We start from the raw sequence: 13,535 nt of genomic DNA, 5'->3' as shown, positions 1-13,535 counted from the left end.
ATACCGCATAGCGAAACAATAGTTTCTCATTATGCTATGCTGAGAATGTGAAAGTAAATTGATATAATATAATCAAAGAGACAGTGGGTAACTGTGGGCTGATATTAGCTCACAGAATGCTATGAATAATAAAGTTTTGTGATTTTATAACGCTTGTATGAATTTGATTGGGGATAATAGACGACATATGACTAATGATACCCTTGCCGATGAAGACGCTAACAACGAGATGCATATTGAATTGTTAGAACCCATTGCAGAGATGAGAGATAAAAACGACAGACAGTTTGTCACAGCGTTGGCTCGAGGGTTAGAGCTGCTGCGTTGTTTTACCCCACAGCGGCCTTATCTAGGCAACCAAGACCTAAGTCAGCTGACAGGACTTCCTAAAGGAACCATCACTCGTCTGACCTATACATTGGTCAAATTGGGATATTTAAAACAATCGACCAATAGCAGTAAGTACCAGCTCTCGACAGGGGTACTAAGCTTTGGTTATACCATGATGACCAATATCTCTATCAATAACCTTGCGACTCCTTATATGGAAGAGCTGGCAGACTATGCCAATAGTGCCGTTGCCATGGCTACTCGTGATCGACTGATGATGGTGTATCTAAACGTTGTGCAAGGCCAAGGGACCACGACCATGCAACGCAATGTCGGCTCTTATCTACCTATTCATTTAAGTTCGATGGGGAGAGCTTGCTTGGCGAGTATGCCACCTGCTGAGCAAGAGTTTATCCTTAATGCAATTCGTAATAAGTATAAAGATGATTGGCTAAAGATTAGACGAGGATTAGATAAAGCCTTTCAAGACTATGAAGACTACGGTTATTGTTTTTCAATTAGTGAATGGCAAAAGGATGTCAATGCGGTAGCCATTGCGCTGATGCACCCGACAGAAGGCTTGCTCACTTTTAACTGCGGCGCACCAAGCTTTATCCTTAGTCGCACCAAATTAGAAGAAGATATTGCCCCTCGCCTACTACATATGAAAAATATGATTGAGAGTAATCTGTATATTAGCTAGCATCACTTAAATGTGCCCCATGAAAATAACGATTCATCCCTATCATATATTCAAGCGATAGTTATATAAATCATTCATATCGCTTTGGCATTTTATTTTCAGTGCCTTTAGCCGTGTTTTTTAAGGATTCACCATGAGCCAGCTTTTTTCGCCTTTGAAACTTGGGCAACTCACATTAGATAACCGTATTATCATCGCCCCTATGTGCCAGTACTCTGCCAACGATGGCGCGGCAAGCGATTGGCATACGATTCATTTGGGCCAAATGAGTTTGAGCGGTGCAGGGCTACTTATTTTAGAAGCGACGGCAGTCAATCCACAAGGTCGTATCAGCTATGCTGATTTGGGATTATGGGATGACAGGACACAAGCGGCACTGGATAAAACGCTAACAGCAATCAGACAGTACAGCCCTATGCCGATAGGCGTCCAACTGGCCCATGCTGGACGTAAAGCGTCAACCGAAAAACCATGGGACGGCGGCGGTTCGATTGCCCCTGATAAGGTAAATGGCTGGCAAACGGTAGCACCGTCGGCGCTCGCGTATGACGAAAATTCCACTGTCCCCACGGCAATGGATCAAAATGACATTGATGCGCTCATAAGCGATTTTGTCCATGCGGCAAAACGCGCAGATGCGCTGGGCCTTGACTTAATTGAGCTGCATGGGGCGCACGGTTATCTATTGCATCAGTTCTTATCGCCCCTGTCTAACGAGCGTGATGATCAATACGGCGGCAGCCTTGAGAACAGAATGCGCTTGTTACTTGAGGTGTTTACCGCGGTGCGCGCTGCGTTTTCAAGCAACAAGCCCGTGGGCGTGCGGGTGTCTGCGACCGATTGGGTTGAAGGCGGCTGGGATCTTGCGCAAACGATCGAGCTGGCGAAAGCCTTAGAGGCGCTGGGCTGTGATTATATCCATGTGAGCACCGCAGGACTGAGCCCAAAGCAGCAAATCCCTGTAGCAGCGAGCTATCAAGTACCTTTTGCCGCCGCGATAAAAGAAGCGGTAGACATACCCGTCATTGCGGTGGGCTTAATCACCGAGGCCGAGCAGGCAGAGAGCATCATTACCGAGCAGCAAGCGGACGCGGTTGCCTTGGCACGCGGTATCCTCTATGACCCGCACTGGCCGTGGCACGCGGCAGCCGAGCTTGGCGCAACCGTAAAAGCGCCCAAACAGTACCTGCGCTCAAGCCCGCATGGCAAGCCGTCTCCGATAGAGTAAGGGTATAGATAGCAAGGCTCAATTGGTTATGACCGATTGAGCTTTGGTATGATAAGTATTTTTAGCTTAGAAGGGGTTAAAACGTTAGGTTATGCTGTTTTATATAACTGAAAGGGAGGTCAAGATTCATACTGTTTAAGTGTTGAGAGTCAGTGTAGTGCGTGAAGCGGACGGTGGTACGGCGCTTGTTAAAAAGATTATGAGTTTTACAGACCACCAGAGCGAATAGACCGTAATGATGCTATCTTTGCAGAAACCAAGCTATCTTCAAAACGATAAGACTCACCAACTTTATGAATAAAACCTTTTTCCCAGTCTAGTAATAAGGTTTCCAACCTCTCGCTATGGGAGGTTAGCTGAATTAAAATAAATTTAACGTCTTTAGGTATTTGTGACCATGCATCATCACGGCTTTTGTATTCAATTTCATTGCTGTCGTGATAGTTGACATTATTACCTGCACCATCATCTTTGCACCAAACACTATAAATATTTAATTTTTCGAGAGCTTTACCTATTAGCTCAATTTCTCTTTGATTTAATAAAGTGTTTCTTTGAAAGTTTTTGACTGTATTAGCTATATCATTTGCTTTAAATACAGCAAAAGCTGAAGTCATAGCTGCAATTGCAGAAATAACTGGTGCTATTGATTTTAAAACTTCTATCACGATACAATTTTCATTCATATGAAATCCCAAATTAAAGACTGAGGTTTTGAAGTAAAGCTAACGTCCCAATAAGCGGTGAGTAATAGTTGGCTATACTGTGTAGCGAAGCGAAACGTAGCCAACTATTACGAATCCGACTTGATTGCATTGTTATAAGTCTTTATTTTAAAAAAACTAACTATAATAAGGTAATATATTATGCGCATGACTTCATTACAAGCATTGCACCGGAGTATGATTAACCTTGATGTTGATATTCAACAGTTTCAAGTTACTCTAGGTGCTGCTGAATTTGATTGCCTTTTTTCAACTCGAGAGTCCCCTTTTGTCCTTGCTTTGACCTCTAGAGGATTAAACCCTCATTTTTTTAAATTTGAAGTGACTCAAGGATATTGGATTAGAGAATATTTTGGTGACATGTATGGTGATTTATTAGAAGTACTTAGGAATGGAGGTGCTGGAAATGAACCACTCAAGCCAGGGCCGTTCCTTGAACAATTAAACAATCAATTACCTACGACTGCTCATGCTGAAAGAGTTTCATCGACAGCTGAAATTATAAGACTGAGAGCCGATATTACAGAGGATAGAGATAAGCCTTATTTTGACACTTGGATATATTGGAAAGACAAAAAATATAAAGATGTACCATCAACTGATAATCAGGCTAAAACTTTAGCTCTTATTGGGCCCGAAGCTTTAAAGTACAGCAAAGAAATGAAAGCATCTACTAAATGGAGTGCTACAGATTTAAACAGAAACTGGACTACGCAGAAACGTAGTGACTTATAACAGCTTCCTCATAGCATTACTTGTGTTGCACTGACTTTTACTAACGAGAGCTACAATGTGCCGGTTATCGCTCGCTGCCGACTATCGACTGAGTGCCATGAACAGACGGTGAGAATTTTATACTCTTGTTAGAAGGCTAGTTTCATCCTAGGACAGTTAATCATTTGGCGAAAATACAAAGAATAACTAGCTATAAAGAAAAAACAACTGTTTTTTATCCTTGTTTAACAATTTGTTGGGTTACGATTTCCGTCACTACCTCAGTTTTCACCGAATTCGCGATAAAGCATAACTCATGTGTCTGATGATGCATTTTTTTCCAGCTGCTCTATGGTCGGTTGTTTATCACCTGAGAATGTAACCTGCGGTTTTAGGATTACTGTCATCATTGAGACTTTACCGTCGCTGTCTTTTTCCATAGTGCCTACCGCATTGTCTATATATGAATCAATCACATATTTTCTTTTTGCGGCAATAGATAAAAAGAATAGCATATGACAGCTTGGAAGAGAGGCAACAAAAGCTTCTTCGGGCTCTACATCCTCCTCAAAAGAACAACGTAAGGAGAAAATGAGGCTTGCACGACAACACCACCATTAAATATCCATTCGTGCCCTCAGCTATATTTATTATCAATATAGCTTTCTTGACTGTCTCGAACCCAGTTGATTTTGGCAAAATACTCTGACATCTGAAATTCCTGCTAAAAGTAGCCTAAAATTTTAGTGTTTATGCGACACTATGATAGACATTCCCGATCCATTAAATGACCCACAATGGAAAGGCCCATTAGAAGCGGGTACTAAAAAATACCTAAACGATTTCGCAGCATTAGGTCTAGACCCTCAAGCTGTCTATGAAAAAGCCAAAGAAGCTAGTGCGGCTTGTAAGGTTTAAACAACATTACTCATTTACTAATCATTTAGGAGAGTAAATCGTGAAAGCCGCTATGAAATGGGGAGCACTGTTTGCTTTAGCCAATGATCTGGATGAATATTGAGTTGATAACAGTCTAGTTCATTGAAAAATGACTAAACTTTCTTAATCACCAATGCATTTAATATACCTACTAAAAAAGGGGCGACTTATCTTAAGTCGCCCCTTTTTATGTCTCATCACTTTTAGTCGTTTAGACCCTTTCGAGTCCACGCAAAAACTACCATGCCTCTCATTTTATAGCTGTGACTTCAGATGAAGTTGAGTAAGTATCATCTCTAAAGTGTTGCTAGCCTACCGACCCTTAGCAAAAAGCTCCTAAGATTGTATTAATGGTTCAGTATCTGCTAGAAAAAGTCACCTTTCTTTAACTTTCATAAAAGTACGTAACGCTGTAACTCGCTATTATCTACTTATTCAATAGAGCGACGTTCAATTCAGATATCTTTAACCATTCAATAAACACGCTTACTTATAATCAGCCTAAAAGGACCTTACTATGAAAAACTTCAACATGAAAAAAATCGCTATCAGCTCACTATTGGCCGTATCTACTTGCTTTGCTATGATCGGTCCAGCAAATGCTGCCCAACAAGTTGTCGTGGTCAAAGACAAACATCAGACAAAACAAGCAGTCGTCGTTAAAGCAAAGCCCAAAGCGAAACAAGTGGTCATGGTTAAAGCAAAACCTAAGGCCAAGCAAGTTGTCGTAGCGAAAGCAAAACCTACAGCCAAAAAAGTAATCGTCGTTAAAGACAAACATCCAGCACAAAAAGTGGTCGTTGTGAAATCAAGATAGATCAAACAAGACCGATACCGTATACAGCTTATGTAAAACCCGCTATATTAAGCAGGGAACACCACTACCTCATCGCCTTCCTGCCATGGCTGAAACTTAGTCATGGCTTGTACAAATAATGGGTGTTCCAACCAATGTTGTAGCCACAGCTGTAATTTCGGGTAAGGCAAACTATAAAAAATATCACGATCTACATGGGCAAACTGGCGAACAAACGGCATGATACCAATATCAGCAACCGTCACGCTATTGCCTAGTAGATAGGTATTCTTAGTCAATAACGCTTCTAAATCCTGCAGAAAAATTTCACCTTTTTGTCGATATTCTATTTGAGTCATCTCAGGGTGAAGATCGGCATATTTGTAGCGATCGAGCCACTGCTTAAACTCATTGTCGTTTTGTGCTATCAAAGCATTGGCCTGAGATAAAACGCTTTCATCCAGCAGTCCTTGCGAATCTTTTTGCTTAAGCGCCCACATCATGATCTCTGCACTCTCTTCAATGACGGATCCATCTGAAAGCTGTAATACAGGAACTGTGCCTTTTGGACTAATCGCTAGCATCTGATCTGGCTTATTCTTTAGCGTGATTTCCCGTAGCTCTACTGGCAACTCGGCGAATATTAGTCCGAGACGAGCGCGCATAGCATAAGGACAGCGACGAAAAGAGTACAAGCGAGGCAACGAGGTGTTCATAGATTCCTCCATAGTTGAATAGGAATTAAGCAATAGGTAAATAATAGGTAAAAAGCAAACAAAGAAGAATTAGCAGACGCAAACCTACTGACATTAGTAGTTATTAAGGCGCTGTTGAATAGGTGACAGACTTATAATTGGCCATAACTCCTACCAAAGACTGTGGCAGATAAGCATCTTTAAGGTGCGCGTGCGGATAATGCAGCTCAATCCACGATTGATAGTTATAGACAGTTAGCGTACCACAATATAATAAATATAAAACCTGCACGCCAATACTACGCGACAATCCCATCACGCAATGGAAATTGATAAGTGTGATGAAGCTATCCTTTATCTGATTATCTTCTACCTGATTACCCTCTACCCAACTCTCATTATTAGCGGTTATCGCTTGTGTCTCTGCTGATTGTATCAACGCTTCAATTTGTTGAAATAGATCAATGTAGTCTTGGAGCAATACATCATTTAATGGCTGCAAATCCAACAAAGGCAAATACAAACAATGAACTGTCGTATTCATAATGCCGTTAGCGGCTATTTCAAGATTATGGGCATGGCTAGATATCTCAGCAGCCAAATCAACAACAATAATTTGATAGCGAACTGCAGGCCGATTGCTTTCTGGCGAACTCGGCAATTCTAATGAGCTGGAGCCAAATAACCAATACGTTAAATAACTACTTAGATCCGTCTGCATCAAGCGAGCTGAAGCAACAACTTTGACCTTGTCATTAATAGCATACGGCGTGAGTGGATACTTTTGACTTTTGGAGAAAACTTTAAAATACCACTGCCCTAAAAGTGACATGCCATTGTAAATAATAATGATTGGCGCAAACTTCATCCAAGTATATACCGTGAGTCGACCGCTACTGGATTTTTGAAACCAGCGTGTATCCCGCATTTGCTTGACCTGTTGATAGGCACAAGCCAACATCGTAAAACTAATCAGCCAATATGCAGCAATGATGATAGCTAAAGTTTCTATAGACTCAGACGCTATCATACTCATATTAGCAAAGTAAAACCCTGCTATCGCTATCAATAAGAATCCTATTACTCCTAGTGTCAGATGCTTGATTACCAGTGCATTACGGATTCGATTTGAGAGTATCAGCACCGTAACTGCCAACACTGCCCCGCCGAACATATCTAACAAATGATGCTGATACGTCAACACTGTCGACAGGGCAATCAATGTACATATGCCAGTCAGCAATAATCGATAAAGCATTAAAACCCATCTCTTTTTAGACGCTAAAACATCCCATAACGACAAACCAAGCAACATGGCATAACTGACATGCAGTGATGGCAGCTGATTGAATGGCTTGTCCACTAACTGCAAAAACTGGTAACCAAACTGCGTCCAATCATCAGGTATCGATCGATTGAATGAGAAACGAGCGGGATAGAAATAGAAAATCAAACAGGCAAAAATGGTCGCTAAGATTAGGCGATAGCTCAATAAAGATAATTGTGTAGACGTCCGCACTAAAAAAAAGCTAATAACAAATAAAACCAACGACCAGCTATAAGGAACAATCATAGCTGGAATGAAAGGAACAAATTTATCAAACGGTGTGGCGAGGTTATAAATTTGCGATGGGTAGAGTGTATATAAAGATATGCTATAAACAGTCGTCAAGTTATAAAGCAAATAAAATACCGATAACGCAAGACCTAGGTGTTTGAATCGATTTAAATTTGATGGAGTTTGCAACGCCTAGTACCTCGTTTGACTGTTGGATAAAAATTTCAAAAAACTTTGGCAATATAATCATAGTTAAAGTTGTCATAATAGCAACTTATTGTTGGCTAAAAACTGCCTAAACCCATTGGAAATACAGTGGTTTTGAACTTATACTTGACTATTTTCCGGACTTAGAAGGATTTGAGAAATGCAGTTTTTGAGGATGATAAGTCAGCAGTTAAGTCGATTTACGGCATTGGTTATTATTTTAGCGGCCGCAGTGACATTTATAGAGCCTGCGACTTTTTCTTGGGTGACAGGTGATACCCAAGTCATCGTTCTGGGTGTCATTATGCTCGCAATGGGTATGACACTAGGTAAAGAAGACTATAAGGTGTTGGCCCAGCGCCCGCTTGATATTTTTATCGGTTCAATTATCCAATATACCATTATGCCGATATTAGCGATTAGCGTGGCTAGATTGTTTGATTTATCGCCTGGGCTGACACTGGGTCTAGTATTGGTTGGTACTTGTCCTGGTGGTGTGTCTTCAAACATTATGAGCTACCTTGCCAAAGGTGATGTAGCGTTTTCAGTAGGTATGACCACCGTATCGACCATCATTGCACCGTTAGTGACGCCACTTTGGCTCAATTATTTGGTTGGTCAGTCTGTAGAAATGGATGGCTGGGGTATGTTCCGCTTTATGCTATTGGTGACATTGTTGCCAGTCGCTATCGGCTCTATGTTAAACATACTATTTCAAAACAAACACTGGTTTAATGATGTACGTGCAGTGATGCCAGGCGTAGCTGTATTAGCTTTTGCCGCTATCGTCGGTGGCGTTGCCGCTGTATTTGGTGATCAGTTCTTGCAGTCAGGGCTAGTTGTTATCTTGGCCATTGCGGTACACAATATCGTCGGCTATATATTGGGCTATTACTCAGGAGCCTTATTTGGTATGAGCAAACCCAAAAAACGCACCATATCTATCGAGGTTGGTGTACAAAATGCAGGGTTGGCCACGGGCTTAAGTACGAAGTTTTTCCCTGGCAATGCAGAGTCCGCCATCGCTGCCGCCGTCGCTTGTATTTGGCACTCTGTTTCTGGCTCTATATTGGCCAATATCTTCGCTTGGTGGGATAAGCGTCAGGAAGCGAAAAATCCTACCGTCATCGAGACTGAAGAGACCTTAGAGCTTGGTAAGCCAATCAGAAATCATTAGTACTAATAAAGATAATACTGAGCTAGGTGACATTGAACTAGGTGATATTGAACTAGCTAATAAAGTTAAAACGCTATGAGTTAAAACGCTATGAGTTAAAACACTATGCTAGATTATTATTTCTAGCATAGTGTTTTCTAATAAAGTACCTTCTAATACAGAGTCTTTTAACATAGTGTTTTTTAATATAGCGCTCTCTAGCATAGTATTTTTAGCATAGCACTGTCGACAATTTGAATAAACCGCTAGCCTCTCTTCTAGGTTCTCACCTAACGTAGTCTACCGTAACTCATTTCCAAAACGTTTACGCACCTGACGCAAGTATAAAGCTGGCGCAATACGCCACAGTAAACTGCCAAAGCGTGAGATAGGGTCCGGCAATATCCAACGTTTGCGCCGCTGCAAACCTTGATTGATCTGTTCGGCCATCCACTCAGCACTACGCATATTACCGATCATTGACCGTGGATGCTTTGCGATACTGCCATCACGGCCGAGCGCATGGTTCTCGATAGGTGTATCAAGAAAGCTGGGATAGACCATAAGGATATGTATACCTTCAGATTCTAGTTCCAAGCGCAATACTTCAAAGAACTGTGTCAGCGCACCTTTTGCCGCACAATACGCTGCTCGTCCAGGAACTGGCATCCAGCCAGCCATTGAGCCGATACATATAATTTGACCTTTGGACTCTCTTAGCATCGGTAGCGCAGCCATAGTCAGCTCCACTGCCCCCTGCCAATCTACCGCCATTACTTTGCGAAACACCGCAGGATCAGTCTGATGTGCTGGTGATCGATGGGTAATCCCAGCATTGTTCACCAATAGATCAAGACGGCCAAAGCGCTCGCTAACTTGCTCAATAAGCGCAGCAATATCATTAACTTGAGTGATATCAGTGACGACTGTCATGACTCTAGCAGAGTCCTCTAACTCACGAGCGCGGGCGATCAGCGCTTGCTCATCTATATCAGCGAGTACTAAGTGATGTCCAGCAGCATACCAGTGCTGTGCCATTGCCCAACCAAGTCCTGATGCAGCACCAGTGATTAAAGTAATATTTATTGATGACATTGGTGGCATTGATGATTTTCTCCCTATCAAGGTTTACGCAATCCATTGCATTCGATGAAGTACTCGAAGGTTTCGGCAGACGTTTTTTCTAAACAATAACCAAACTCTTCTTTGAGTCGCCTGTTACTCAGTACTGGGCGATAACGCAAAAAATTAACCTGTTCTGGTCCTGTTGGCTTACCGGCCCACTTTGCCACCTGTAAGCCAGCTTTAACCAAACCCACTGGCAGGGTCAATAGCGGTTTATTAAGTCGGTTTGCGATATCCCTCATCGTCAGTGCGCCATCGCCTGCCATGTTGTAGATGCCAGATTTACCCTCGCGAATACCTATTTCCATCACGCCGATCACGTCTTGATCCCAAATAAACACAAAGGGCGACTCACTGCCTTTGAGCGCAAGCACACGTGGTGCCATAAACAGACTGGTAATTTGATTGCGCGTATCAGCGCCTAGTACGGTGCCAGGTCGAAAGATCAGCTGCTGTAATTGTGGATGCTGCTCGCGAAAATCTGCAAGCATTTCCTCGACCTGCCTTTTGTGATCCGAGTAAGCAAACTCAGGGTTACCACGTAGGGCATCTTGCTCATCAATCCATTCAGGATTGTCAGCATGATAGCCGTAGGCAGCACCCGAGCTGGTGAGCGTTATATGTGCGACACCTACTTTGATGCAGCAATCAAGTACGTTGCGCGTGCCATTGACATCGATATCATAGTCACGAGCACGATCTTTTGACGCTTGTAAGATAGAAGCGAGATGCACGACATGGGTGATGCCCTCTTCTTTTAGTAACGTAGCCAAACCCTCATCGCGCACATCTAATACGTGAATTGGAAAGTCTAAATCATCGCGCTTGCGAATATCTGTGCCGACGACATGGTAATGATCAGCCAGACGATTGCCCAGTTGATGGCCGATGTAACCTGCGGCACCAGTGATTAATATCCGTTTATTCACTATACTTTTATTCATTACGCTTTTATTCATAGGGTATCCGTGCCCAAATTTGTGAAAGTGTCAGTCCTGACACCAAATGCCATACGCCCCAGAATGCCGTGATCAGCATCATGCCGCCTGCCTCTGGGAAAAAAGTAAATAAAATAACCAGCCCTAGCCCTGAGTTTTGTATTCCTACTTCTAAAGTCACCGCGCGACGATCAGCGACTGGCAACTTGAGCATCAGCCCCATGCCATAACCTAAAGAAAGCGCCAATAAATTATGACCAACGACCAACCAAAAAAAGCTATGGAAACGCTCTAAAAATAGCGCGAAATTGCTAGAAAAAGCGATTGCCACAAAAGCCATCAGCACGAGTAGGGAGAAAATACGTAATGGCTTTTGGATACGTACGACCAGATCAGGTAAGCGTCGCCCTGTTACCATCCCTAGCACTAAAGGTAACGCTAACACTAATAGAACCAGTATCAGAATACTACTAGGCTCAATCGTTATCTTTGTCAGATACTCACGCGTGTGTGGGTTAAGCCAACCGTAAAAGGCAAAATTGACTGGTGTTAATATAGCCGCAGCGAGACTTGATACCGCAGTCATACTGACTGACACCGCAACATTACCGCGTGCCAGCCAAGTCATAATGTTAGAAAAACTACCACCTGGGCAAGACGCGACCAAAATCATTCCTAGCGCCAACTCAGGATCAATATTCAACGCCCACGTAAACAGACACGTGGCTAGCGGCAATAGAAAGAATTGAGCGAACAGACCTGCTATCGGCGCAATGGGAGACAAAACGATACGCTTAAAATCTTCGAGACGTAAGCTCAATGACACGCCGAACATCATCAGCGCCAAGATGAGATTGAGCAGAATCAAGCTCCGTGGCTCAAACGCCACTGCCGCTATCATACCTCTGATGCCAATACAGGCTGTTCTGTTTTGAGCTCAGCGATATGCTTGGACAGCGTCTCTAGGTATTCATCTTTATTCACGTAATATGCCATACGCGCAAGCTTAATATAATCATAGCCACCATCGAGCGTTTTGCCTGCTCGCTTACGTTTCACTTTATTGAACTGTTTAACGGCTGCTGTATTTTGCTGACGCTGCTGAATATATAGTGCAACGAGCCGCGCTTGTTGATTTCGACCCTCCCAGCCTAACCCTGCTGCCTCAACCATACCCATCATAAATAAATTATCATGCTCAGGATGAAAGACATTCATATAAAGCTGCGGAGCATCATGATTGGCAGGCCAATTGAGCTGCTTTCGGTCAATAAATGGATAATCAAGCAAGTATCCGGTAGCCATTAAAATCAAATCATAATCCTGACTTTCACCATCACTAAAAGTCACCGTATGACCATCGATGCGTCGAATATCACGGCGCGCCTTAATATCGCCATGACCCAAATGATGTAATACTAATGAATTGACCACAGGGTGTGATTCGTACATGCGATAGTTTGGGTTTGGCAGTCCATAATCAGAAGGTTTACCGATGACCATACGAATCATCGCCGCATCCATACGCTGCTTGACTGGGCGCGGTAACTTTAGTTTTCCGCCTAGTGTGTCAATTGGCTGACCCTTGATAAATTTGGGCAGAAAGTAATAGCCGCGGCGCAGACTGATATCTACTGATTTGGCATGATGCACCGCATCAACTGCAATATCAGCGCCCGAGTTACCACAGCCAACGATCAACACACGTTTGTCATTAAACACTGACGGGCTACGATATTCAGAGGAATGCATCAACGTGCCGGCAAACGTACCCGGCAAACTTGGGATATTGGGGGTGTGCAAAGTACCATTTGCCATGAGCACACCATCAAACAGTCGCGATTGCTTTTGGCCATTGCACTCACTGACTAAGCGCCAGCCGTCGCCTTCAGGCACCATGCTGACCACGCGCGTGGAGAATTCATAATGTGATTTTAGATTGAACGTATCTGAAAAATCGCGGAAGTACTGACGGAGCTGGGTATGATGAGGATACGCCGCAACTGAGTCACTCATAGGAAACTCTTTGAACTCCGTCATACGCTTGGACGAAATCAAATGGGCACTTTCATACATGGTACTGTGCGGATTGTCGATATCCCATAGCCCTCCTACATCTGTATGTAGCTCAAAGCCGATAAAAGGAATATTGAGTTTTTGTAAATTTCGGGCTGCAGCGAGACCCATTGGACCTGCTCCAATTACTGCGTACATAAGCGCCACCTTAAAAATCCATTTCAATTATATAAATCAGTCAATTCCGTTTGACTGCACCTCTGGTGGGCGATACCAGCGTACTCCTTGCCCCTGATAAAACAATAGCATACATTGATACATGAACTGGCTCAAATGAATAAATTGTCCATACAGACTACTTATAATAGGTAAACCCATCCTCTGCTTTATACTTCTTTTTTGCTC

General features: G+C 42.9%; 13 protein-coding genes and 1 pseudogene. 6 read left to right on the top strand and 8 right to left on the bottom strand.

The features are described 5' to 3' along the window. Positions 1-187 precede the first annotated feature (187 nt). Together SJY28_RS09490 and SJY28_RS09485 are read left to right on the top strand one after the other, a co-directional pair. The gene (locus SJY28_RS09490) at positions 188-1,033 is read left to right on the top strand and encodes an IclR family transcriptional regulator (protein ID WP_379544250.1); all 846 of its coding nucleotides are present in this window, start codon (positions 188-190) and stop codon (positions 1,031-1,033) included. Positions 1,034-1,166: 133 nt separating this feature from the next. Then, on the top strand, positions 1,167-2,261 hold the full coding sequence (locus SJY28_RS09485; RefSeq protein ID WP_379544249.1) for an NADH:flavin oxidoreductase/NADH oxidase: 1,095 nt from the start codon (positions 1,167-1,169) through the stop codon (positions 2,259-2,261). Between the two features lie 206 nt (positions 2,262-2,467). On the opposite strand, the gene SJY28_RS09480 is transcribed toward SJY28_RS09485, so the two are convergent. Beyond that, on the bottom strand, positions 2,468-2,947 hold the full coding sequence (locus tag SJY28_RS09480; protein ID WP_379544248.1) for a hypothetical protein: 480 nt from the start codon (positions 2,945-2,947) through the stop codon (positions 2,468-2,470). Between the two features lie 180 nt (positions 2,948-3,127). Here SJY28_RS09480 and SJY28_RS09475 point away from each other — a divergent pair, with 180 nt between their 5' ends. Further along, entirely contained in the window at positions 3,128-3,721 is a 594-nt protein-coding gene (locus SJY28_RS09475; RefSeq protein ID WP_379544247.1) for a DUF6037 family protein, read from the top strand. 293 nt (positions 3,722-4,014) lie between these two features. Here SJY28_RS09475 and SJY28_RS09470 read toward each other — a convergent pair whose 3' ends face one another. After that, on the bottom strand, positions 4,015-4,293 hold the full coding sequence (locus tag SJY28_RS09470) for an OsmC family protein (RefSeq protein ID WP_379544972.1): 279 nt from the start codon (positions 4,291-4,293) through the stop codon (positions 4,015-4,017). 163 nt (positions 4,294-4,456) lie between these two features. On the opposite strand from SJY28_RS09470, the pseudogene SJY28_RS09465 reads away from it, so the two are divergent. Together SJY28_RS09465 and SJY28_RS09460 are read left to right on the top strand one after the other, a co-directional pair. Beyond that, positions 4,457-4,618, top strand: a pseudogene (locus tag SJY28_RS09465) (C4-dicarboxylate ABC transporter substrate-binding protein); the annotation flags it as partial. A gap of 538 nt (positions 4,619-5,156) precedes the next feature. Beyond that, positions 5,157-5,456, top strand: coding sequence for a hypothetical protein (locus SJY28_RS09460; protein WP_379544246.1), 300 nt, complete (start codon positions 5,157-5,159; stop codon positions 5,454-5,456). Positions 5,457-5,503: 47 nt separating this feature from the next. Here SJY28_RS09460 and SJY28_RS09455 read toward each other — a convergent pair whose 3' ends face one another. Together SJY28_RS09455 and SJY28_RS09450 are read right to left on the bottom strand one after the other, a co-directional pair. Then, positions 5,504-6,151 carry a glutathione S-transferase gene (locus tag SJY28_RS09455; protein WP_379544245.1) on the bottom strand — a complete coding sequence of 216 codons (648 nt, stop codon included), beginning with the start codon at positions 6,149-6,151 and terminating at the stop codon, positions 5,504-5,506. 103 nt (positions 6,152-6,254) lie between these two features. Continuing rightward, the gene (locus tag SJY28_RS09450) at positions 6,255-7,703 is read right to left on the bottom strand and encodes a phosphatase PAP2 family protein (protein WP_379544970.1); all 1,449 of its coding nucleotides are present in this window, start codon (positions 7,701-7,703) and stop codon (positions 6,255-6,257) included. A gap of 352 nt (positions 7,704-8,055) precedes the next feature. Between SJY28_RS09450 and SJY28_RS09445 the strand changes: the two genes are divergently transcribed. Further along, positions 8,056-9,072: a bile acid:sodium symporter family protein gene (locus tag SJY28_RS09445; protein ID WP_201566509.1), complete on the top strand. Its 1,017-nt coding sequence runs from the start codon at positions 8,056-8,058 to the stop codon at positions 9,070-9,072. A 279-nt stretch (positions 9,073-9,351) separates the two neighbouring features. On the opposite strand, the gene SJY28_RS09440 is transcribed toward SJY28_RS09445, so the two are convergent. From SJY28_RS09440 to SJY28_RS09425, 4 genes are read right to left on the bottom strand one after another with little or no spacing between them, the layout of a single operon-like run. Beyond that, entirely contained in the window at positions 9,352-10,155 is an 804-nt protein-coding gene (locus SJY28_RS09440; protein ID WP_296210416.1) for an SDR family oxidoreductase, read from the bottom strand. A gap of 17 nt (positions 10,156-10,172) precedes the next feature. Beyond that, positions 10,173-11,135: an SDR family oxidoreductase gene (locus SJY28_RS09435; RefSeq protein ID WP_379544244.1), complete on the bottom strand. Its 963-nt coding sequence runs from the start codon at positions 11,133-11,135 to the stop codon at positions 10,173-10,175. Continuing rightward, a complete protein-coding gene (locus SJY28_RS09430) occupies positions 11,128-12,015 on the bottom strand; it encodes a bile acid:sodium symporter family protein (RefSeq protein WP_379544243.1) in 888 nt (295 codons plus the stop codon). The genes SJY28_RS09435 and SJY28_RS09430 overlap by 8 nt, the downstream gene beginning before the upstream one ends. Then, positions 12,012-13,328: a flavin-containing monooxygenase gene (locus SJY28_RS09425; RefSeq protein WP_379544242.1), complete on the bottom strand. Its 1,317-nt coding sequence runs from the start codon at positions 13,326-13,328 to the stop codon at positions 12,012-12,014. Before SJY28_RS09425 ends, SJY28_RS09430 begins: the two co-directional genes overlap by 4 nt. Positions 13,329-13,535 lie beyond the last annotated feature (207 nt).

The sequence above is a fragment of the Psychrobacter sp. R86515 genome (genome assembly GCF_042466315.1).
GTDB lineage: Bacteria > Pseudomonadota > Gammaproteobacteria > Pseudomonadales > Moraxellaceae > Psychrobacter.
The sequence above is the reverse complement of the archived record's forward strand: the minus strand, read 5'-3'. Positions and strand labels throughout refer to the sequence as shown.